This window comes from Clostridium paraputrificum AGR2156, assembly GCF_000424025.1.
Taxonomy (GTDB): Bacteria; Bacillota; Clostridia; order Clostridiales; family Clostridiaceae; genus Clostridium; species Clostridium paraputrificum.
The window spans coordinates 252,641-275,927 of the sequence record NZ_AUJC01000004.1; the positions used below are offsets into that span (position 1 = coordinate 252,641).

The 23,287-nt window shown below is 30.2% G+C and carries 23 protein-coding genes; 20 read left to right on the plus strand and 3 right to left on the minus strand.

Translation table 11 applies throughout. The features are described from left to right. The 4 genes from pknB to G594_RS0104585 all read left to right on the plus strand — a co-directional run bounded on the left by pknB (position 1) and on the right by G594_RS0104585 (position 4,252). Positions 1 to 1,971, plus strand: a complete 1,971-nt coding sequence (pknB, locus tag G594_RS0104570; protein WP_027097493.1) for a Stk1 family PASTA domain-containing Ser/Thr kinase — start codon at positions 1 to 3, stop codon at positions 1,969 to 1,971. A gap of 132 nt (positions 1,972 to 2,103) precedes the next feature. After that, positions 2,104 to 2,973 carry a ribosome small subunit-dependent GTPase A gene (rsgA, locus tag G594_RS0104575; protein ID WP_027097494.1) on the plus strand — a complete coding sequence of 290 codons (870 nt, stop codon included), beginning with the start codon at positions 2,104 to 2,106 and terminating at the stop codon, positions 2,971 to 2,973. Next, positions 2,967 to 3,617, plus strand: coding sequence for a ribulose-phosphate 3-epimerase (gene rpe, locus G594_RS0104580; protein ID WP_027097495.1), 651 nt, complete (start codon positions 2,967 to 2,969; stop codon positions 3,615 to 3,617). The genes rsgA and rpe overlap by 7 nt, the downstream gene beginning before the upstream one ends. Continuing rightward, positions 3,617 to 4,252, plus strand: coding sequence for a thiamine diphosphokinase (locus tag G594_RS0104585; protein ID WP_027097496.1), 636 nt, complete (start codon positions 3,617 to 3,619; stop codon positions 4,250 to 4,252). Before rpe ends, G594_RS0104585 begins: the two co-directional genes overlap by 1 nt. A gap of 273 nt (positions 4,253 to 4,525) precedes the next feature. Here the strand turns inward: G594_RS0104585 and rpmB are convergent, their stop codons facing one another. Further along, the gene (gene rpmB / locus G594_RS0104590) at positions 4,526 to 4,717 is read right to left on the minus strand and encodes a 50S ribosomal protein L28 (protein ID WP_027097497.1); all 192 of its coding nucleotides are present in this window, start codon (positions 4,715 to 4,717) and stop codon (positions 4,526 to 4,528) included. Between the two features lie 197 nt (positions 4,718 to 4,914). On the opposite strand from rpmB, the gene G594_RS0104595 reads away from it, so the two are divergent. The 6 genes from G594_RS0104595 (at position 4,915) to G594_RS0104620 (ending at position 10,680) form a co-directional block, all read left to right on the plus strand. Next, a complete protein-coding gene (locus G594_RS0104595) occupies positions 4,915 to 5,265 on the plus strand; it encodes an Asp23/Gls24 family envelope stress response protein (RefSeq protein WP_027097498.1) in 351 nt (116 codons plus the stop codon). Between the two features lie 11 nt (positions 5,266 to 5,276). Next, positions 5,277 to 6,926 (plus strand): DAK2 domain-containing protein, encoded by a 1,650-nt coding sequence (locus tag G594_RS0104600; protein ID WP_027097499.1) that lies wholly within the window; start codon positions 5,277 to 5,279, stop codon positions 6,924 to 6,926. 53 nt (positions 6,927 to 6,979) lie between these two features. Then, positions 6,980 to 9,016 (plus strand): ATP-dependent DNA helicase RecG, encoded by a 2,037-nt coding sequence (gene recG, locus G594_RS0104605; protein WP_027097500.1) that lies wholly within the window; start codon positions 6,980 to 6,982, stop codon positions 9,014 to 9,016. A 66-nt stretch (positions 9,017 to 9,082) separates the two neighbouring features. Next, positions 9,083 to 9,631, plus strand: a complete 549-nt coding sequence (gene rsmD / locus G594_RS0104610; RefSeq protein WP_027097501.1) for a 16S rRNA (guanine(966)-N(2))-methyltransferase RsmD — start codon at positions 9,083 to 9,085, stop codon at positions 9,629 to 9,631. 10 nt (positions 9,632 to 9,641) lie between these two features. Continuing rightward, a complete protein-coding gene (gene coaD, locus G594_RS0104615) occupies positions 9,642 to 10,121 on the plus strand; it encodes a pantetheine-phosphate adenylyltransferase (RefSeq protein WP_027097502.1) in 480 nt (159 codons plus the stop codon). 13 nt (positions 10,122 to 10,134) lie between these two features. Further along, complete coding sequence (locus G594_RS0104620; protein WP_027097503.1) at positions 10,135 to 10,680, plus strand: hypothetical protein; 546 nt, start codon at positions 10,135 to 10,137, stop codon at positions 10,678 to 10,680. Here G594_RS0104620 and ylbJ read toward each other — a convergent pair. Further along, positions 10,660 to 11,835, minus strand: a complete 1,176-nt coding sequence (ylbJ, locus tag G594_RS0104625) for a sporulation integral membrane protein YlbJ (RefSeq protein ID WP_027097504.1) — start codon at positions 11,833 to 11,835, stop codon at positions 10,660 to 10,662. The two genes, G594_RS0104620 and ylbJ, sit on opposite strands and share 21 nt — an antisense overlap. Positions 11,836 to 11,885: 50 nt before the next feature. After that, on the minus strand, positions 11,886 to 13,097 hold the full coding sequence (locus G594_RS0104630; RefSeq protein WP_027097505.1) for a nucleotidyltransferase: 1,212 nt from the start codon (positions 13,095 to 13,097) through the stop codon (positions 11,886 to 11,888). 214 nt (positions 13,098 to 13,311) lie between these two features. Between G594_RS0104630 and pta the strand changes: the two genes are divergently transcribed. From pta to smc, 10 genes are all read left to right on the plus strand, one after another. Then, positions 13,312 to 14,313 (plus strand): phosphate acetyltransferase, encoded by a 1,002-nt coding sequence (gene pta / locus G594_RS0104635; RefSeq protein WP_027097506.1) that lies wholly within the window; start codon positions 13,312 to 13,314, stop codon positions 14,311 to 14,313. Positions 14,314 to 14,340: 27 nt separating this feature from the next. Continuing rightward, complete coding sequence (locus G594_RS0104640) at positions 14,341 to 15,537, plus strand: acetate/propionate family kinase (RefSeq protein WP_027097507.1); 1,197 nt, start codon at positions 14,341 to 14,343, stop codon at positions 15,535 to 15,537. A gap of 97 nt (positions 15,538 to 15,634) precedes the next feature. Then, positions 15,635 to 16,144, plus strand: a complete 510-nt coding sequence (locus tag G594_RS0104645) for a YceD family protein (protein WP_027097508.1) — start codon at positions 15,635 to 15,637, stop codon at positions 16,142 to 16,144. Positions 16,145 to 16,146: 2 nt separating this feature from the next. Beyond that, positions 16,147 to 16,329 carry a 50S ribosomal protein L32 gene (rpmF, locus tag G594_RS0104650; protein WP_027097509.1) on the plus strand — a complete coding sequence of 61 codons (183 nt, stop codon included), beginning with the start codon at positions 16,147 to 16,149 and terminating at the stop codon, positions 16,327 to 16,329. Between the two features lie 55 nt (positions 16,330 to 16,384). Further along, positions 16,385 to 17,383, plus strand: a complete 999-nt coding sequence (plsX, locus tag G594_RS0104655) for a phosphate acyltransferase PlsX (protein WP_027097510.1) — start codon at positions 16,385 to 16,387, stop codon at positions 17,381 to 17,383. Positions 17,384 to 17,467: 84 nt separating this feature from the next. Further along, on the plus strand, positions 17,468 to 17,698 hold the full coding sequence (gene acpP, locus G594_RS0104660; protein ID WP_027097511.1) for an acyl carrier protein: 231 nt from the start codon (positions 17,468 to 17,470) through the stop codon (positions 17,696 to 17,698). A gap of 98 nt (positions 17,699 to 17,796) precedes the next feature. Further along, a complete protein-coding gene (rnc, locus tag G594_RS0104665; protein WP_027097512.1) occupies positions 17,797 to 18,495 on the plus strand; it encodes a ribonuclease III in 699 nt (232 codons plus the stop codon). Continuing rightward, positions 18,488 to 19,486, plus strand: a complete 999-nt coding sequence (locus G594_RS0104670; RefSeq protein WP_027097513.1) for an elongator complex protein 3 — start codon at positions 18,488 to 18,490, stop codon at positions 19,484 to 19,486. Before rnc ends, G594_RS0104670 begins: the two co-directional genes overlap by 8 nt. Positions 19,487 to 19,610: 124 nt before the next feature. Further along, complete coding sequence (locus G594_RS20440) at positions 19,611 to 19,706, plus strand: DUF4044 domain-containing protein (RefSeq protein WP_195259236.1); 96 nt, start codon at positions 19,611 to 19,613, stop codon at positions 19,704 to 19,706. A gap of 15 nt (positions 19,707 to 19,721) precedes the next feature. After that, the gene (smc, locus tag G594_RS0104680; RefSeq protein ID WP_027097514.1) at positions 19,722 to 23,276 is read left to right on the plus strand and encodes a chromosome segregation protein SMC; all 3,555 of its coding nucleotides are present in this window, start codon (positions 19,722 to 19,724) and stop codon (positions 23,274 to 23,276) included. The last annotated feature ends 11 nt before the right edge of the window (positions 23,277 to 23,287 follow it).

Genomic DNA, 23,287 nt, shown 5'->3' on the forward strand with positions numbered 1-23,287 from the left:
ATGATAGGAGAAATTTTAGGTAATAGGTACGAGATAGAAGAAAAAATAGGCGAAGGTGGCATGTCTATTGTTTATAAAGCTAGATGTAACAAGCTTAATAGATATGTAGCTGTAAAAGTACTGAAGAAAGAGATGTCAGATAACGAAGATATAGTAAATAAATTTAAAAGAGAAGCAACTGCTATAGCAGCACTTTCAGATAATAATATAGTAAATATTTTAGATGTTGGAAGTCAAGATGATATTAACTATATAGTTATGGAGTATGTTAAGGGCAAAACCTTAAAAGAGTTGATAAAACAGTTTGGCAAATTAAATTATGAAACTGCAATTACTATAGCTATTCAAATTGCAAAAGCATTAGAATGTGCTCATAAAAATAATATTATTCATAGGGATGTTAAACCACAAAATATTTTGGTTACAGAAGAAGGTTTAATAAAGGTTACTGATTTTGGTATAGCTAAATCAACAAGTTCTGCTACTCTTACAAATACAACAACTATAATGGGATCTGCACATTATTTTTCTCCAGAACAAGCTAAAGGAACTTTAGTTGATAATAGAACGGATTTATACTCTCTAGGAGTTGTGTTGTATGAAATGGTTACTGGAAAGGTTCCTTTTGAAGCTGATTCTCCAGTAACAATAGCTTTAAAACATATACAAGAAGAGGTAGTGCCACCAAAACAAATTAATTCAAAAATACCAGAAAGTCTTAATAAATTAATTATAAAGGCTATGGAGAAAGATCCTGGTATGAGATATCAAAATGCTAGAGATATTATTAATGATCTTCAAAAGATTAAGGAAGATCCTAATGCTGTGATTGATAATGTTGTTGAAAATGAAGAAAATGAACACACAATAATCATGGGTAGTGTTAATGCACCAGATAATACTAAGTCTGTTAATAAAGCTTTAGAAGACGAGTATTATGAAGATGATGAAGATGATGAGTATTATGATGATGACTACTATGATGAAGATGATGACGATGAAGAGTACGATGGTAAGAAGAAAAAGAAAAAATCTTATAAAAATTTAATAATAGGTGTAGCTGTAGTTGTAGGATTACTTTTATTAGGTGTAGGAGCATTTGCTATATCAGGGGGATTCTCAGCTGCTAAAACTGTTAAGGTTCCAGATTTAAAAGGAATGACTCTTGAAGAAGCTAAGAAAGCAATTGAAGATGCGGGATTAGAGTATGTAGATGCAGGAACTGAAAAGAGTGATGAAGAAGAAGGCACTGTAATTAAATTTGATCCTGAAGCAGGAAAAGAAGTTAAAAAAGGATCTGAGGTAAGAGTTATAACTAGTGCAGGTGTTACTAAGATAAAAATGCCAAACTTAGTTGAAGAAACTGAAACAGATGCAAAAGCTACTTTAGATAAGTTGAATTTAAAAAATTATAAGATTGAATATAATTTTTCTGATGATATAGAAAAAGGAAAAGTAATAAGTACAAATCCAGTTAAGGATGAAGAAATAACTGAAGATACAGCCATAACTATAGTTGTGAGTGAAGGAAAGAAGACTAATTATCAACCAATGCCAGATTTAATTGGAAAAGGCAGAGATGAAGCAATTAGAGAATTAGCTAAATTAAATTTAGATGGAAGTGTAGTTGGAGAAGTTGAAGTTACTGATGAGAAGTTAGTTGGAAAAATAGCATGGACATCTCATGCATATGGGACTTCAGTAGCAGAGGGAACTAAGATTCAACTTAAGGTTGGTAAATTACAAGAAGAGAAAGTATTTGTTGATAGCTTTATTAAAGCAGGAATGAAGGCTTTAGATGCTAAAAAGGCATTAGAAGATGCTGGCTTCACTAATGTAGTTATTAATGGAGACAAGAATGGAGTTGTAATAGGATGGAATCCTACAGATAAGATTACAAAGTCTACAAAGGTTATTATAACTTCTGGAAAAGCTGAAGAACCATTACCACCAACTGATCCTGAAGAATAAGTTAGATATAAAGAAGGAATTTGCATTTAATGTGTAGATTCCTTTCTTATTTTCAATAATTTCTAAAATTAATTGCAATTATAGATTAAATCTGGTTATTATATATAATAGAAATACAATCATGGAGGAAGTATGGAAGGAAAAATAATTAAAGGTATAGGTGGCTTTTATTATATAAAAACATCTGAAGGAATAATAGAATGTAAAGCAAGAGGAAAATTCCGTCATAAGGATATGAAACCTATGGTTGGAGATGATGTTACAATCAAAATTGAGAATGGCAAAGGTGTAATAGAAGATATTCATGAAAGAAAATCAGAACTTATTAGACCTACAGTTGCAAATGTAACATTGGCTTTTGTTGTATTTGCTATAAAAAATCCAGATTTAAATTTTGACTTATTAAATAGATTTTTAGTACTATGCGAAAGTAATAATATTGAGGCAATAGTATGTTTAAATAAAATAGATTTAGTAACAGATGAAGAAAGAGAAGAAGTAAAAAAGAAAATTAATGATATTGGATATGAAGTGCTTTATATAAATGCCAAAAAAGGTGAGGGTATAGAGTTACTTAAAGAAAGAATGAAGAACAATATAACTGTTTTATGTGGTCCATCAGGTGCAGGAAAATCTACATTAATAAATACCTTAAGTGATAGAGAACATATGGAAACAGGTGTTGTTAGTGAAAAAATAGGTAGAGGTAGACATACTACAAGACATAGTGAAATTATAGAAGTATCAGGTGGATATATTGTAGATACACCTGGATTCTCTACATTAGATGTAACTTTTATCGATAAGGATGATTTGAAATATTGTTTTCCTGAGTTTGAAGAGCTTAATAATGAATGTAAGTTTAGAGGCTGTTTACATCATAAAGAACCAGGATGTGCAATAAAGGAAGCTGTTGAAGAAGGTAAAATTAATAAATATAGATATGAATTTTATATAAGAACATTAGAAGAAATACTTGAGGGGAGGAAATATAGATGGTAAAAATATCACCGTCAATATTATCAGCAGATTTTGCAAAACTAGGAGAGGATGTTAAGAGGGTATCTGAAGCAGGTGCCGATTGGATACATATAGATGTAATGGATGGAGCATTTGTTCCTAATATAACAATAGGTGCTCCTGTTGTTAAAGCTCTAAGAGATAAGAGTGATAAGGTTTTTGACGTTCATTTAATGGTTGAAAACCCAACTAGATTTATAGATGACTTTGTAGAGGCAGGTTCAGATTTAATTACAATTCACTATGAATCAGAGGTACATATAGATAGAGCAATACAATATGTGAAATCTAAAGGAGTAAAAGTAGGACTAGCATTAAATCCAGGTACATCTGTATGCCTTATAAAGGATTTAATACCTCAATTAGATATGGTTCTAATTATGTCTGTAAATCCAGGTTTTGGAGGACAAAAGTTTATTGATTATTCTCTTGAAAAGATAAGAGAGGTAAATGAGTTGAAGAAAAAATATAACAATGCTTTAATGATACAAGTAGATGGTGGTGTAGGAGTTAATAACATAAAAGAAATTGTTGAAGCCGGAGCTACTGTTGTTGTTGCAGGGTCAGCAGTATTTAAGGACAATAAGATTGAGGAAAACATTAAATTATTAAAGGAAAGTGTTTAATGAGAGCAATTATTGTAAGTGGTGGAACACCTCCATCAGAAAAGTTACTAAAGAGCTATATCCAAGAAGGTGATTTTATAATTGGAGTAGATAAGGGATGCAATGCATTAGTTGAATATGATATTCATATAGACTTAGCCTTAGGTGACTTTGATTCAATAAATAAGGAGGTATATGAGATATTAAATAGTAAAAATACTCATATATTAACTTATAATTCAGAAAAAGATTATTCTGATACTCATTTGGGATATATTACAGCCATTGAAAATGGGGCAGATAAAATTTTTTTGTTTGGAGCAACAGGCACAAGAGTTGACCATATGCTTGGCAACTTAGGACTTTTTAGAAATTCAATAATTGATAAGGTTCATTTAGAAATTATTGATGATAATAATAGAATGTTTGTTGTAAATAAAGAAGCCACTTTTAAAGGGAGTTATGGAGAAACAATTAGTTTTCATTCTTTAAGCGATGAGGTTAAAAAACTTAATATAATAGGTGGAAAGTATAAATTAAAAGACTATGATATGAAATTATTAGAGCCTAGAGCTATATGTAATGAGTTTTTGGATAAAGATATACGAATTACATTTGAAAGTGGATTAATTTTAGTAAATTTTCCTAAAGATTAAAAAAGTAATCACCAAATTGACTTTTTGTTCATACAATAGAATAAAGAGAAAATTTGGTGGTTTTTTAATAATTTAAATGGGAGGATTTTATGAAGATAGTAGCTATAAAATTACCAAGATTCATTTCGAGTTTTATAAGGTTCTTTAGAAGAAAAAAATAATACATAACTTTAAAATGAATAGAAAAATAGAAAAAGCCGGAAGCTATAAACTTTCGGCTTTTTAAAGCATAAAAAAATGCATTGCTTAAGCATTGCATTTTTCTATTTGAACTTATATTGCTCTTTGAACCTTACCAGATCTAAGGCATCTTGTACATACGTGAACTGTCTTTGGTGTTCCGTTAACTAAAGCCTTTACTCTCTTTATGTTAGGAGCCCAAGTTCTCTTTGATTGACGATGTGAATGGCTGTACTGTACTCCAGAAACAACACCTTTATTACATACTTCGCATCTTCTTGCCACTTGAAAACACCTCCTTATATAGTGAAGATAAAGTTCTCTTCAATAGGACAAATACGATTTTACCACACCTAGTATAATATTTGCAAGTAAAATATAAAATAAATTGAGACGAGATATCTATTATGGTAGATAATTCTTGAATAAAATATATTTCTAAGATAAAATAGAAGTTAAGGATAGTATGAGGAGGAATTGTAATGGTTGGATTTTCTAAAGAAAATGGATATATACATTACTCTGATGAGGTTTTAGCAAAAATAGTTGGTTTATCAACTATGGAATGCTATGGTGTTGTTGGAATGGTATCTAAGAACGCTACTGAAGGTTTTTGGGAACTAATGAGAGTTGAAAATTTAAGCAAGGGAGTAAAGTTAACTCTTACAGAAGATGAGAAGTTAAATATAGAATTATTTGTTATGGTGGAATACGGAACTAAAATTTCCGTTATTGCAAACAATATAGTACAAAAGGTACGTTACAATGTAGAAAACTTTACAGGATTAAAGGTTTCTTCTATAACAGTTAATGTTCAAGCGGTAAGAGTCTAGGAGGTAATCTGATGGAATATAAATCAATAAATGGCCGTGATTTTTATAACATGGTCGTGAATGCTAGTAATAGATTGGCTGAGGAGAGCGATTTTGTAAATTCTTTAAATGTTTTCCCTGTTCCAGATGGAGATACAGGAACTAATATGTCTATGACATTCAAGGCAGCAGTTAAAGAAATTGAAAATATAAACTCAAATTCAATTGGAGAAGTTTCTAAAAAGCTAGCTAAAGGTGCTTTAATGGGAGCAAGAGGTAACTCTGGAGTTATCCTTTCTCAAATATTAAGAGGTATATCAAAGGGATTAGAAGGTTTAGAAGAGGCTGATGCTGCTCAAATTGCTGTGGCTTTAAAAGAAGGCTCAAATTCAGCATATAAGGCTGTAATGAGACCAACAGAAGGTACTATCCTATCAGTAATAAGAGCAACAGCAGAAGCAGCTATTGAAATTGAAGCGACAGATGTTGCAGATTTAATGGATGAAGCTACAAAAGCAGCAAAAATAATGCTTGATAAGACACCAGATTTATTACCAGCTTTAAAGAAAGCTAAGGTAGTTGATTCAGGAGGAATGGGATTATACATAATTCTTTCAGGTATGACAGCTGCATTAAAAGAAGGAATTCAAGCAGAAGTTAAGGATATAAAGGTAAGTGAAGGTGGAGCAGTTGGTGCAAAATCTACTGCAGAAGCTGACATTAAATTTGGATATTGTACTGAATTTATAATTTTAGGTGATGCAAGCAATGCAAAAGCTTTCCAAGATGAAATTGAACCATTAGGGGATTCAATGATAGTTGTTGGTTATGATGATGTAATTAAGGTTCATATCCATACAAATGATCCTGGAGATGTATTAGCAAAAGCAGTAAAGTTAGGAGAATTATCTAAGATTAAAATAGATAATATGAGAGAAGAACACAGAGAACTTCTTATGAGCGAAGAAGAATATGCTAATGCTGAAGTAGAAGCACATGAAGAAGTAGCTGCAGAAGCTAAAAAATATGCATTTGTTACTGTAGCTATGGGAGAAGGTATATCAAATATCTTTAAGGATTTAGGAGTTGACTATGTAATTGAAGGTGGTCAGACTATGAATCCATCAACTCAAGATATACTAGAATGTGTAAACAAACTAAATGCTGAACATATTTTTATACTACCAAACAATAAGAATATTGTTATGGCAGCAAACCAAGCTTCAGAAATATCAGAGAAGGATGTTAGAGTGATTCCAACAACTTCAATACCACAAGGTATTACTTGTGTAACTATGTTTAACCAAGAAGCAGAAGTTGATGAAAATGAAGAAGAATTAAAGGAATTAATGAAGTCTGTTAAAACTGGTTCAGTAACTTACGCTGTAAGAGATACTGAATTAGAAGGAAGCAACCAAAAGGTAGAAGCAGGTAACAAACTTGGATTAATCGAAGGTAAGATTAAGGAAGTTGGAGCAGATACCTATGAAGTAGCTGAAAAAGTTATTGAAAACATGGTTGATGAAGATAGCGAACTTATAACTGTTTTCTATGGTGAAGATGTAAATGAAGATGAAGTAAATGATTTTATTTCTAAACTAGAAGAGAAGTATGATGAGTGTGATGTTCAATGTTATAAGGGAGATCAACCACTTTATTATTTCTTTATATCAGTAGAATAAATTTCTTTCAAAAAGCACCTTGGGTGCTTTTTGTTATATAAGGAGTAAAAAGAATGGATATATATAGTTCAGTATCTACCTTAAAAGGAGTAGGACCTAAGGTATTAGAAAAACTTAATAAAGTATCTATATTTAATATTCTTGATTTATTGTTATATTTTCCAAGAGATTATGAATTTGTTAATGGAAACATACCTTTTGAAGAGATTGATGGGGAAGAAAAGCAAATACTAAGTTGCAAAGTAGTTGCCTTTAAAAGAGATGTTAGAACTAGAACAGGAAAAACTATAACAACAATAGAATTTGATTATAATGGGCATAGGGTAGATGGTAAGTGGTTTAATCAACCCTATATAAAAAATAATTATAGAATTGGTGTTACATATAATTTGATAGGTAAGTTTAAAAGGGTTGGTAAGACTTTAGAGATAGTTAATCCATTAGTAGGGTGCGAAGATGCTCTGAAAAGTGAAATAATACCTAAATATCCCTTAAAGGGAGATTTAACAGATAAACTTATAACAAAGCTTATTAGTTTGGTTCTTGACTCAATAAAGATAACAGAAAACTTACCAAAAGAAATGTGTGAAAGGTATGGCATGATTTCATTAGATAAAGCTATAAGAGAAATTCATTTTCCTAAAGATAAAGAAATGTTAGATAAGGCAATAACAAGATTAAAGTTTCAAGAGCTATTTACTTATTCAATGAAGTTACTTTTATTAAAAAGAAAAATCAAACAAAATAATAAAGGTATTAGTATTCCTTGGGACAATGAAAGAATGGGAGAGCTTAGGGAAGCTCTTCCGTACCAATTGACTGGCGCACAAGCAAGGGTTGTAAGAGAAATATTAAGAGATCAAAAAAGTAATTATCCTATGAATAGATTAGTTCAGGGAGACGTAGGAAGTGGTAAGACTGTAGTAGCATTAATAGCAATATATAATGCATACACAAATGGATATAAATCAGCTTTTATGGTTCCTACTGAAATTTTAGCAAATCAGCATTATGAAGAAGCTAAAAAGTTATTATCACAATTTGGAGTGGAAATTGAACTACTTACAGGTAGTACAACTGCTAAGGAAAAGAAAAGAATAAAGGAAAGAATTGCAGATGGTGCACCTTTAGTTGTGATAGGAACACATGCTCTAATTCAGGAGGATGTTAACTTTAATAAACTTGGGCTTGTTATAACTGATGAACAACACAGATTTGGAGTAGAACAAAGAAGCAAGCTTATAAATAAGGGAGCAAGGGCAGATGTATTAGTAATGACTGCTACACCTATTCCGAGAACATTAGCACTATATCTATATTCAGATTTAGATGTTTCTGCAATAGACGAACTTCCACCAGGAAGAAAGAAAATTGATACAAGATTCTTTAATGAATCATCAAGAAATAGTGCATATGAATTAGCTCTTGGAGAAATTAAAAAGGGAAGACAAGTTTATATTGTTTGTCCATTAATAGAAGAGGATGAAAAGGAAAAGTTAAACTCTGTAGAAAGTATATATAAGAAACTTAAAGAAGGAATATTTAATGATATTGAAGTTGAAATTCTACATGGTAAAATGAAACCTTCTGAAAAAGATGAGATAATAACAAGATTTAAAGAAAATAAAACTAAGGTTTTAATTTCAACTACAGTTATAGAAGTAGGGGTAAATGTGCCTAATGCGTCAGTTATGATTATTGAAAATGCAGAAAGATTTGGATTAGCTCAGCTTCATCAACTAAGAGGAAGAGTAGGGAGAGGGCAATATGAATCTTATTGTGTTTTAATAGCTAATGCAAAGAGCAATATAACTAAGAAAAGAATGAGTATAATGACAGAGTCTACAGATGGATTCTTCATTTCAGAGCAAGATATGAAGCTTAGAGGAACTGGTGAAGTATTTGGCATGAGACAAAGTGGAGATGAAGGACTAGTGTTAGCAGATATATATGAAGATATTAATATTTTAAAATGTGCAAGGGGAGAAGCTAATAAAATGCTAGAGTCTGAAGATTTGAATGATAAACGTCTAGTATATGAAGTTAAGCAAGGATTAGAAAAAAGTAGCAAATATATATGTTTTAACTAATAAATTGTATATATTTATCTAATATGATAAAATGTTAGTGATAAAACTTCGAGGAGGAGAAAAGAAGTGAGAATTATAGCAGGAAAAGCAAAAGGACGTAAGTTAATTCCTCCAGCAACCTTAGAAACAAGACCAACTTTAGATAGAGTTAAAGAGGCAATGTTTAGCATGATTCAAGGATATATTCCTAATGCTGTAGTTGTAGATGTTTTTGCAGGGACTGGTAGCTTAGGTTTAGAAGCTGCAAGCAGAGGGGCTAAGGAAGTATACCTGGTAGATAAGAGTTCCACAACTTTTCCTTTGTTAAAGGAAAATGTTAAAAATCTAAAATTTGAGGAATTTTGTAATCCTATGAATATGGATTCTTATGATGCGTTAAGATTATTAGCGAAGAAAGGTAAGAAATTTGATTTAATATTTATAGATCCTCCATATTGTAGGGAAATGATTCCAGAAGCTATCAAACTAATAGAAGAAAATGATATGTTAGTAGAGGACGGAATAATAGTTACAAAGATAGATTCTGTAGAAGAGATATATGAAGGTTATAAAGATATAAAGTTTAGTAGAAATAAGAAATATGGAAACACTACAGTATGTTTCTATAAATATTAGGGGGAAGAAAATGAAGATAGCTGTTTATCCAGGAAGCTTTGACCCAATAACAAATGGACATTTAGATATTATAACAAGAGGATCAAAGACCTTTGATAAGCTTATTGTTGGGGTACTGGTTAATGTAGATAAAAAGGGATTATTTAATATAGATGAGAGAGTTGAGTTAATAAAAAGAGTGACAAAAGATTTACCTAATGTTGAAGTGGTAAGTTTTCATGGCTTATTGATAGATTTTATGAAAAAGTATGATGCAAATGTAATTTTAAAGGGGTTAAGGGCTTTTTCAGATTTTGAATATGAGTTTCAAATGGCATTGATGAACAATAAGTTAGATCCAGAAGTGGAAACTTTATTTATGATGACTTCTGCTCAATATTCGTATTTAAGTTCATCTGCTGTTAAACAAGTCGCTAAATTTGGTGGATGTGTAGAAGGATTAGTTCCTAGTGATATAATTCCAGATATTATAAAAAAAATAAAGGAATAGGTTGGGTGGTATTGTGGATAAGAACGTGGATGTTAATATCGTAGAATTATTAGAATATCTTCAGGATTTAATTGAGAATTCTCCGAAGGTGCCTATAAGTGGGAAAACAATGGTTGATAGGAAAGAAGTGCTTGATGTAATAGATCAGATAATAAACTATCTACCAGATCAATTTAAAAAGGCACAATGGGTTATGAATGAAAGAGAAAGAATTTTATCAGAAGCTAAAAAAGAGTATGATTCAGTAAAAAAAGAAACAATGGAAATGATGAGACAAAATGTTGAAAATCATGATGTTGTAAAAGAAGCTAAAATTAGAGCGCAAGAAATAGTGTCAGCTGCTCAAAGAGATGCAAAAGCCATAAGATTAGGGTCAAGAGACTATTCTGATGAAATATTAACGGATCTTGATAGAGAATTAGAAGTAAAGAAGGCAGAGCTTATAAAAGCCTTACAAGCAAGCTTTGAAGAAGTTGCTAGTGATGTAGATAAGAATTTCACTGGTATAAGCTCTACCATTAAAGATAATATTAAAGAACTACGAGATATGAAAAAGTAATTTTTTAAAGGTTTTCCCTATTGCATATATACCTAAAATTATTATGAAAGGTATAAAATACATAAATGTTGTTATATAAGGAGTTGCAGGAGTTACTATAGTAGAGGTTGCTATACTACCTACAAATAACTTTGCAACTATAAAGGTTATTATAAAGCTTAAGATTCCTTGGATTAGCTTGAGTAAAGTATATCTAAACATAGGTACATTATGCTTGCTAATAAAAGAATTTACTTGAGCTATTATTGATAGCCCGGAAAAAGAACATAAGAAGCTTATTATACTTAGTTTTAATGGTATTGTTAATGTTGAATTGGCTATTATATTACAACCGTTAGTGATTTCAATACTGCCAAGAAAAAGTGCATATATAGAGTCTTTAGGTAAACTTAAAAATGATTCTAAATTATTAAAAATAATGCTTATATTAGCATTATTTTTTATTATGCCGATAATTACTGAAAAGATGACTATAAATCCACCAACTTGTATGGTAGTAGAAATTGCATTATCTATTGCGTTCTTAAAGGCTTGACCAAAATTGATTTTTGGACTTGATAAGTTAGATGAATTATTATTGCATATTTCTTTATTCTTTCTTGTAAATAGTCCTATAAGGATTAAAGAAATATAGTTTGCTATTAATAGTAAGTACCCAAATCTTGCATTTCCTAGCATTGCAGTACAAACTGAACCTACAATAAATAAAGGACCGCAGTTAGAAGCTATATTAAGTAGTCTGAAATATTCTTTTTTATTTATATAACCTAGATCATAAATATCAGTACAATACTTTGCTCCTAGAGGGTATCCGCATAAAAAACTAGCAGTTAATGGGAAAGAGCATACTTTTGATAAACCTAGTGGTTTACATAAAAAAGGTCCTAATATTTTTGAGTATAAGGAAATACCATCATAAGATATTAATAAATTACAGATTACTAAAAAAGGAAATAACGTTGGAACCATTGCTTTAAACCATAGTTTGCATCCTTCAATTGCAGATGCCATAGATACTTTTAAATTAACAAAAAATAAAATTATAAGTATGCTTATTAAAAAAGATATAATATAGTTCTTTTTTATATTTATCAATTTAAATAAAATTTGAATTAATAGAATAATTAAAAGCCATAAGAAAATAATACTTAACATGAAATCACTCCAATCTATATAGTATTTATATTTCCTATGGCTTTACAATATTATTTTTTCCTAAAAAATGTTGGACTTTTTAAATAATCATCATAAGGTAAAATAGAAGAATTAAGGATAGAATAAGCTTTAGTTCCTAGTAAATCAATTTCTAAGTATTCATCATTAAGCTTTTGGGGCAACTTTGTTAATATTTCTATATTACCTTTCTTTTTTATTTCCTTAAGTATTTTACTTCCAGTTTCATTAAAAGCAAGAGGTCTAATGTAATTAGGTGTTTTATGAACAAGTTTTTTAATATCATATTTTTCTAATCCTAAAAAGAATGATGTTAGAATTCTGCTTATTCTTGTATATGTATATCGTTTGCTCTTAATATTTAAAATTAACTCATCTATGCTTTTAGAGTTAGTTATTTCTTTTATTATCTTATTATCTAAACCTTCTTTTACATCATAAACCCTATTAAGAGTTTCTCCTGAAGTTAAAATTTTATATTTTACAAATTGAAACATATCATCGTTAAAGACAAAATTATATTTTTCCTCTTTCAACTTTTTTAAATAGGTGAAAGTTTCTTTGGAAACAGCATTTTCAATTTCTTTTAAACTACCACTATTTTTTAAAGCGTTTCTAATTGAAGTGGCAGAAGAAAAAATATTGTTAAGTTCTGAATCGTTATAATTTGCTCCTTGCCTTTTTAATGTATATGGAATAATGGAACTATTTAATTTTGATAAAGATTTTATATATTCAATAGCAAGAATGTTATTAGAGCTACCAATAATTTCTTCGCAACAAATATCATGAAGAGAATTCTTTAAAGCAATTTTTCTTGCTGTATGAAATGGTGCACCTTTATCAAGTTGAAGTTTTAGATTTAATTTAAAGTCCTCAGGTTCTGTTATTAATACCTGTGAGATTCTTTTCAGTTCTTCAATATTACCAGACTCACTTCCAAAGTAAATAGAGTTTACTACTCCTGTAGAGTTTAGTATACTACATGCTCCGTAAGCAAAACCTTCAGCTGAAGATATAGAGTATACTAAAGGCAGTTCTATTACTAAATCAACGCCATTAGCTACTGCTATATTAGCTCTTTCCCACTTATCAATTATAGCTGGGATTCCTCTTTGCATGAAGTTACCACTCATTATACATATTACACCATCACAATTTGTATCCATCTTTGCTTTTTGTAGATGATAAAGATGACCAAGATGAAATGGATTATATTCAGTTATTAAGCCAGTTATATTCATAGCTTTCCTCCTATACTGAAAATATAGAGATATTATAACATAAAATATATCCATTTAGGTCACAACATAAAATAGAGAGAATTTTTCTGATAATTAAGATAATTTTTAATCTAAAGACTTTGGCAAATAGGGGATTTTAAGGTTGAAATAGTATGTGTTGTAGGAGTATAGTATAAGATGAAGAGACAACGTGTCTTTGAAAGGAGAAATGAACATGAAACTGATGAATAAAATATTGGAAGTAGCAAAAGCAGATAAAAAAAGAATTGTACTTCCAGAAGGAAACGAAGAAAGAACAATAGTAGCTACGGAAGAAATATATAAGCAAGGATATGCACATCCTATTTTAGTAGGAAATAAAGAAGAGATATTAAACAAGGCTACTGCTTTAAAAGTTGATTTAACAGGAGTAGAGATTATAGATCCTGAGACATCAGAAAACTTAAGCAAGTATATAGAAGCATTCTATGAATTAAGAAAAAATAAGGGTATGACTATGAGTAAAGCTGAGAAAATAGTTAGAGACCCGTTATATTTTGGGACAATGATGGTAAAGCTTGGTGATGCAGATGGTATGGTATCAGGTGCTGTTCACACAACAGGAGATCTTTTAAGGCCAGGTTTACAAATAATAAAGACAGCTCCAGGAGTTTCAGTTGTATCTAGCTTCTTTATAATGATGGTACCGGATTCTGTATACGGAGAAGAAGGAATGCTTCTATTCTCTGACTGTGCAGTTAACCCAAATCCTAATGAAGATCAATTAGCTGCTATAGCAATTGCTACTGCAGAAACAGCTAAAAACTTATGTAAGGTTGAACCTAGAGTTGCAATGCTTTCATTTTCAACTATGGGAAGTGCTGACCATGAGTTAGTATCAAAGGTTAGAACTGCTACAGAAAAAGCAAAAGAATTAAGACCAGACTTATTAATAGATGGAGAAATGCAATTAGATGCAGCAATAGTTGAGTCAGTAGCTAGTCAAAAGGCTCCTAATAGCAAGGTTGCAGGAAAAGCAAATGTATTAGTATTCCCAGATTTACAAGCAGGAAATATAGGATATAAATTAGTACAAAGATTTGCTAAAGCAGAAGCAATTGGACCAATATGTCAAGGCTTTGCTAAGCCAATTAATGACTTATCAAGAGGATGTAGCTCAGAAGACATAGTAAAGGTTGTTGCAATCACAGCTGTTCAAGCTCAAAGTAGTAAATAATAAAGCTAAAAAGGAGTGTCTCTAATAATGAAGGTACTTGTTATCAATTGTGGTAGCTCATCATTAAAATATCAGTTAATAAATATGGAAAATGAAGAGGTGCTTGCACAAGGGTTAGTAGAAAGAATAGGAATTAATGGTTCAATTTTAACTCAAAAGATAAGCGGTAAAGAAAAATACGTGGTTGAGGAAAAAATGGTTAATCATGAGGATGCTATAAAGCATGTATTAGATGCTTTAATAGATAAAGAGCATGGAATAATAAAGGATATGAGCGAAATTGATGCAGTAGGTCATAGAGTTGTTCATGGTGGAGAAAAGTATTCGCAATCAGTACTTGTTAATGATGAAGTTATGAATTATTTAGAAGAATGTGTAAAACTTGCACCTCTTCATAATAGACCTAATATAATCGGAATAGAAGCTTGTAAGAAACTTATGGCTAATACACCTATGGCTGTTGTTTTTGATACAGCATTCCATGGTACAATGCCAAAAGAAGCGTATATGTATGCTTTGCCATATGAAATGTACGAAAAGCATGGAATAAGAAAATATGGATTCCATGGAACAAGTCACAAATATGTATCTAATAAGGTAGCAGAAGCTATGGGCAAGGATATAAAGGATTTAAAAATCATAACATGCCATCTAGGTAATGGAGGAAGTTTAACAGCAGTTAAGAATGGAAAAGCTATAGATACTACTATGGGATTTACTCCATTAGATGGAATTGTTATGGGAACTAGATCGGGAAGTATAGACCCAGCAATTGTTATTTATCTAATACAAGAGTTAGGTTACTCTGTAGAAGAAGTTAATGATATTTTAAATAAAAAGTCAGGAATATTAGGGGTATCAGGAGTAAGTTCTGATTTTAGAGATATAAGATCAGCAGCTTATGAAGAAAATAATGAAAGAGCTAAATTAGCTTTAGATTTATATCATTATAAGGTTAGATGTCAAATTGGTGCTTATGCGGCAGCAATGGGAGGAGTAGATGTAATAGTATTTACAGCTGGTGTAGGAGAAAATGCTATTGAAACAAGAGAAGGATGTGTTGAAGGACTTGAATTCCTTGGTATTGAAATAGATAAAGATAAGAATAAAGTTCGTGGAGAGCTTAAAGAAGTGTCTAAAGATACATCAAAAGTAAAAATTTATGTTGTTCCAACTAATGAAGAATTAATGATAGCAGAAGAAACAGTAGAATTGTTAAATTAATCCCTTGACTTTTAACCATGCAGTTTATATAATAAATTGTGTTTATTCAGTAAATATTTTAGCTAAGGAGTGAAAAGGCTCAAAAAGAGTCGTTTTTATGGAGATACAGTTTTTAGATCTTATTTCTAGAAAAGAAAGAAAAAAAGATATTACTTATAAGGTGGTAACTGAACCATTCTATTTCGAAGGGGATTATATTAAACCTTTAAGCGAAGTAGATGTTAAAGGTGAAGTGACATCTGATAATGATATAATAACGATTAAAGCTCATATTAAAGTAGATTTAGAATTAAAATGTTCTAGATGCCTAGATACCTTTATCTATCCAATAGATATTGATATAGAAGAAAGGTTTACAAATAACAGCGAACATTGTAAAGATGAAAATGTTGTTTTTGTAAAAGGTGATGCATTAGATATCACAGAAATTGTTGAAAATTCAATAATATCAACCTTACCTATTAAGAGACTTTGCAGCAAAAATTGCAAAGGCCTATGCCAAAGTTGTGGTGCTAACCTTAATAAAGAAGCATGCAACTGTAACAATGAAGATGTAGATCTTAGATTGGCAGGCTTAAAGGCGTTGTTAGATAATAAGGAGGTGTAACAATGGGAAATCCAGCTAGAAAGACATATAGAGCAAAGAGAGATTCAAGAAGAGCTCAAACTTTTAAGGCAAGCTTACCAGGGATCGTAGAGTGTCCACAATGTCACGAAATGAAACTTGCTCACAGAGTATGTAAGAACTGTGGTTACTATAAGGGTAAAGAAGTAGTAGTTACTGAAGAATAAAGAAAGTCATTAGACTTTCTTTTCTTTATATTCAGATAAAAAAGGAGATAATAATATGAAGATAGCTATAGACGGTATGGGAGGAGATCATGCACCGCAAGCTGTTGTTGAGGGTGTTGTTCAAGCACTAAAAGAATTTGATGGTGTAGAGATGTATATAACTGGACCTGAAAATATCATGGCAGAAGAACTTAAAAAGTATGATTATCCAAAGGATAGAGTAAAAATAATTGATGCTACTGAAGTAATATCTACTAATGAACATCCTGTAATGGCAGTTAGAAAGAAAAAAGATTCTAGTATTGTAAAGGCCTTACATTTAGTTAAGGAAGGAGAATGTGATGCTATTATTTCTGGTGGAAGCACAGGAGCTTTTTTAGCAGGATGTACATTTATAATAGGAAGAATTAAAGGGGTTGAAAGACCAGCACTTGCACCTATAATGCCAGGTAGAAATGGTAACTTTATGGTTGTTGACGTAGGGGCAAATGTGGATTGTAAGCCTCAATATCTAGCTCAATTTGCAAAGATGGGCAGAATTTATTATGAAGCGATGTTTGATACTAAAAATGCCAGCATTGGTCTTGTAAATATTGGAGCAGAAGAAGAAAAAGGAAATGAGCTTACAAAAGCAGCGTATCAGTTGTTAAAGGAAGAAGACTTTAATTTTGTGGGAAATGTTGAACCAAGGGATATTTCGACAGGAGATGTTAATGTATTAGTCACTGATGGGTTCGTTGGAAATACAGTTTTAAAGATGTATGAAGGATCTGCTTCCACTCTTTTAAAAATGATTAAAGACGAAATTTATTCGGCACCTTTAATACCTAAGTTAGGAGCAGCATTATTAAAACCTGTGTTTAAAAAGTTAATGGTTAAGTTTGATTATAAAGAAGTTGGTGGTGCACCATTTTTAGGCGTTAATAACATATGTATAAAAGCACACGGAAGTTCTGATGGGAAAGCATTTAAAAATGCTATAAGACAAACTATATTATTTAATGAAAGAGGAATTCTTGATACAATGAAAAAAGAATTTCATAAAGAAAAATAATATTAGATTTTATTTATAAGTTATATTGACGAATAAAATTATATATACTATCATCTAAATGAAAGGACTTAGGAGGTGAATATAATGTTTGAAAAAATACAAGAAATTATTGCTGATAAATTAAGCATTGATGTTGAAGAAATAACTTTAGATTCATCGTTTATAGACGATTTAAATGCGGATTCGTTAGATATTGTTGAACTTATTATGGCTTTAGAAGATGAACTAGAAATGGAAATTCCAGATGAAGACGTTGAAAACTTTAAAACAGTTGGAGATGTTGTGAATTATGTAAAAACTCATCACGAAGAATAATGTAATCCCGCATCTTTCGCGGGATTTTGTATTTTAGTTTATTCTTGAATTTATTAGTAAGCTAAAGATTGAAGAATAAACTTAGAAGAGGGGTATATATGAATAACTTTAATTTGAGTAATGTAGAAAAAAACTTGAAGATAAATTTTAATAATAAAAGAATAATACAAACAGCTTTTACTCATAGCTCATATGCAAAACAGTTTAAGGAATCTCAATATAATGAAAGATTAGAGTTCTTAGGTGATTCTGTTTTGCAGTTAACAATTACAGAGTATTTATTTTCAAATTATAAAAACAAGTTAGAAGGAGAGCTAACAAGATTACGTAGTTTAATTGTTTGTGAAAACTCCTTGTATAATGTAGCAAGAAAGCTAGGAATATCTGATTTTATAATGATGAGCAAGGGTGAAGAGTTAACTGGTGGTAGGGATAGAATATCTATACAAGCTGATGCAGTAGAAGCTATTATTGCAGCTATTTACATTGATAAAGGATTAGAAGTTGCTAAGGAATTTATATTAACTAATTTTAATGATATTATTAAAAAAGCTATAGATAATAAGATAATCTTAGATTTTAAAACTAAGTTACAAGAATACTTACAGAAGGATGGAGATATTGATATAAATTATGAACTTTATAAACATGAGGGTCCACCACATAGAAGAAAGTTTTTTGTTAACTTATATGTAGAAGGTAAGTTATTGGGTAGTGGCGAAGGATATAGCAAGAAAGAAGCAGAACAAAATGCAGCAAAAGAAGCACTAATTAAACTGGAGGTTGTTGATGAGTAAAAATTATTATATTATACCTTTGTTTGTGCCACAAGAAGGTTGTCCACATAAGTGTGTATTTTGTAACCAAGATAGAATAACTGGTTCAAAAGAAAGTGTTACAGCAAAAACGGTATATGATACTGTTGAAGAGTATTTACAAACAATTAATAATAAAGATGCAACTATAGAAATTTCATTTTTTGGAGGAACATTCACAGGAATAAGAGAAGAAAAACAAAGAGAATTACTTTCTGTTGCAAAAGAATATAAAGATAAAGGTCTTATAGATAAGATAAGAATGTCAACTAGACCAGACTATATTAATGATTATATACTGAGTTATTTACAAGAGTATAGTGTAGATATAATTGAATTAGGAGTACAATCATTAGTTGGGGATGTTTTAATAGGAGCAGGACGAGGACATACAATTAAGCAGGTTGAAGATGCATCAAAACTTATAAAAGAGTATGGTTTTACCCTAGGACATCAAATTATGCCTGGATTACCTAGAGATAATTTCGAAAAAGATATAGAAACAGTTAAAAGGTCTATTAGTATGAAGCCTGATATTTGTAGAATATATCCTTCTCTTGTTATTAAGGATACTCCAATGTCAGTCATGTATAATAGGGGAGAGTATATTCCTTATACACTAGATGAAGCGGTTTCTATATGTAAAAAGTTATATAAAATGTATTTGGAAGCAGGTGTTCAAGTTATAAGAATAGGACTTCAGCCTACAGATACTATTACAGAAGGAAAAGATATTGTAGACGGTCCATTCCATCCAGCCTTTAGAGAGTTAGTTGAAGGTAGTTTCATTAGTGATAGGATACGTGAAGTGTTTAAGGAAAGTAAAAAGGGAATAATCTGTTTAAATAGTAGAGATTTAAGTAAGTTATATGCAAATAAGAAAAAGTATTTTAAAGAGTTGTTATCTGATGGATTCAAAATAGATGTTCAAACAGATGACACATTAGAAAGAGGACAGATTATTTTTAAATAAATGGAGAGGTAGCCTGAATTATAAGAAGAGTTATAATTCGGGTTATTTTATTCTTAAGAGTTAAGAAATATTGAATTTTGTACAAGGTTAAGATAAACTTATAAAGAAGATAGGAAGTGTTTTTATGAAAAAGAAGACAAGAGATAAATTGAAATATATATTAGCAACATTTATGGTGATTATTTTTATATTGGGATTAATTCCAGCTATATTTCACTAGTAAGGAGTGGGCGTATTGTTTTTAAAGTCGCTAGAAATAAGAGGATTTAAATCTTTTGCAGACAAAACAGAATTAAGGTTTAAAAAGGGTGTAACTGCTGTAGTTGGACCAAATGGAAGTGGGAAGAGTAACATTTCTGACTCAGTTAGATGGGTTTTAGGTGAACAGAGTGTAAAGACATTAAGAGGAGGGAAGATGGAGGACGTAATCTTTGCAGGAACTCAATATAGAAAACCTGTAGGATTAGCACAAGTATCTTTAACTCTTGATAACACAGATGGTTCATTAAGTTCTGACTACAATGAAATTACTGTTTCAAGAAGAATATTCAGATCAGGTGAAACTGAGTATCTTTTAAATGGAACTAAGTGTAGATTAAAGGATATAAATCAGCTATTTATGGATACTGGTATAGGTAAAGAAGGATATTCATTAATAGGACAAGGTAAGATTGAAGCTATTCTTAGTGGAAAACCTGAAGAAAGAAGATCTCTATTAGAGGAAGCAGCTGGTATTGTAAAGTATAAATCTAGAAAAGAAGAGGCTGAAAAGAAGCTTTCTAATACAGATGAAAACCTTGTGAGAATTAGAGATATTATATCTACATATGAAGAGAGAATTGAACCATTAAGAATAGAGAGAGAAAAAGCTATTGAATATAGAGGGTTATATGATACGTTAAGAGTAAGTGAAGTATCTTTATTAGTTCACTATATAAATAATATTGAAAAGACATTAAAAGAGTATAGTGAAGCAGTAATACAAAAGAGAAATAAATTAGATGAAAAGAAAAATCTTTTATTAACTGAAAAAGAAAAGTTAAAAGAAATAGAGAGTAAGATAGAAGAAATAGAAAATAAGACAATACAAGAAAAAGCGGAGTATTATGAGAAAAAAGAAAGTATATCTAAAATCTCAAATGATATAGATGTATTTAGAGAGCGTATAAAAAATCTTGAAACTATAATAGAGAAGAATACTTTAAGTTTAGCTGAGTATAAGAATAAGATTTCTATTATCAAAGAGGAAAGAGATAGAGTTGAACAGGAACTTTTAATAAAAAGAGAAGAACAAAGAGAGAAGGAAGAAGAAATCTCTTTATTAGAAAATAAGAATAGCGAATCCATAAAAAATATTAATAATATGGATGAAGAACTTAAAAAATTAAAAGAGGATGAATTTGAGTTATTAAGAGGTAATTCTGAAATTAAAAACTCTCTTACATTAATAAATAATGAAATTAAGTTAAGGGTTGAAAAGGAACAAACATTAAAATCTTCTATTCAGTCTTTAGAAGGAAATATAAAGATAAATATAGCTACTTTAGAAAGTTTGAAAAATAAAGTAGAGACAATAAAAGGTGAAATAGGAAATTTAGAAGCTTCTATATATGAGAAGAGAAAAGAAATAGGAATATTAAATTCTAAAATAACCAAAAAGGATAATGAGATAAAACTTTTTAATAAAAATATTAATGAACTTGAAGCAAATAAAAATATGTTATCCAATTTAGAAAAGCATTATGAAGGATATAATAGATCAGTAAAAATTCTTATGGAAAGAATAGAGAAGGGCTTAACACCAAAAGCAGATGGAACTAAAGTTCTTGGAGAAGTTTTTACTGTTGAAAAAGATTATGAAACAGCTATAGAAATAGCTTTAGGTGCTGGTATATCCAATGTAATTACTGAGAATGAAAGGGTAGCAAAAGACCTTATTAATTATTTAAAAAAGAATAATATAGGAAGGGCAACATTTTTACCTCTAGATAATATAAGAGGAAACAAGCTGTCGTTGGATTCTAGAATTACTTCAATGGAAGGATTTATTGGAATAGCATCAGATATAATAAAATATGATGATAAGTATACTAAAGCTATTAATAATGTTTTAGGAAGAACTATTGTATGTAGTGATATGGATTCAGCCTTAAGACTATCAAGAAATAGTAATAATAGTTATAGAATAGTAACTTTATCAGGAGAATTAATATCTCCAGGAGGAGCTTTAACTGGTGGAAGTATACAAGGGAAGCATACTAATATTCTTGGTAGAAAAAGAGAAATTGAAGAGATAGGTGAACTATTAGAAAGTAAAAAGCAAAAATTACAAGAAGCTTTAAATGAGTACAATAGTTTTAAAAAGAAAGTATCGGATTTGGATGAAAGTATATTAAATGACAGAGATGAAATTCATGCTAAAAATGTTGAGGTTGCAAAGAATGAATCTGAAATAATTTCTTTGAAAAATGAATCTGAAAAGCTAAAAAATAGTTTAGAGGTTTCTAAGCTTGAGTCTAAAAGAAATGACGAAGATATACAAAGCTTAAAGAATAAGTTAAATGAAAAAACTAATGAGTTAGAAAAAATAGAAGAACAAAATAGTTGGAATAAAGAAAGAGCTGTATCACTAGAAGATGAATTAAAGATTGCTAGGGAGAAGCTTAATAAAGAAAGAGAATATATTACAGAACTTAAGGTTAATAAGGCATCTTTAGATGAAGCATTAACTGGTAAGTTAAGTGAAATATCAAGGAAAGAAAAAGAAATAGATGAGAATATCTCAAAAGCTAAGTTCATGGAAGATGAAAATAAAGACAATAGAGAGAATGTTCAAATTTTAAATAATAATATACATGAAAGATTAGACAGAATTGAGATAGAGAAGAATAGACTTGTTGAACTTGAGGAAAGTTTTAAAGAAGAGGAATTAGAAAAAGCTAAATTAAAAGAAGACTTTAAGATTAAAGATAGTTTAATAAATGAAACCTTAGATATAATAAATAAAGAAGAAGGCGAATTAAACAAGCAAGAAGTGCAGAGAGCTAAATATGAAATGGAAAAAGATAATCATTATACAAAGTTAAATGAGGAGTTGGACCTTACATTAGCTGAAGCACAAGAAATAGCAGTAAATATTGAGAATGTCCATGATATAAAAGAAAGTATTAATAGCTATAAAAGAAAAATTACAGCTCTTGGAACTGTTAATTTAGCTGCAATTGAAGAGTATGATGAAGTTAAAGAAAAGTATGAATTCATGTCTTCTCAAGAAGAAGATTTACAAAAATCAAAAGAAGAACTTTTATCTGTAATATATGAAATGACTACCAAAATGAAGGAATTATTTAAGGAAAATTTTAAGGTGTTAAATAAAAACTTCAATGAAACTTTTAAAGAATTATTTAAAGGGGGTAGCGCAGAACTTATTCTTGCAGAAGGTGATGAATTAACTGCAAATATAGATATAAATGTAGAGCCACCAGGAAAGAAACTTCAAAACATTAATCTTATGTCAGGGGGAGAAAAAGTTTTATCTGCCATTGCATTACTGTTTGCAATATTAAAGATGAAGCCAACTCCATTCTGTATATTAGATGAAATTGAAGCAGCACTTGATGATGCTAATGTATATAGATATGCTGAATTCTTGAAAGAATTCTCTAAAGGAACTCAGTTTATAGTTATTACTCACAGAAAAGGTACAATGGAAGCTAGTGATGTAATGTATGGAGTTACAATGGAGGAAAAGGGTATATCAAAGGTTGTATCAGTAGACTTAACAAAATAGAACTAGGAGGA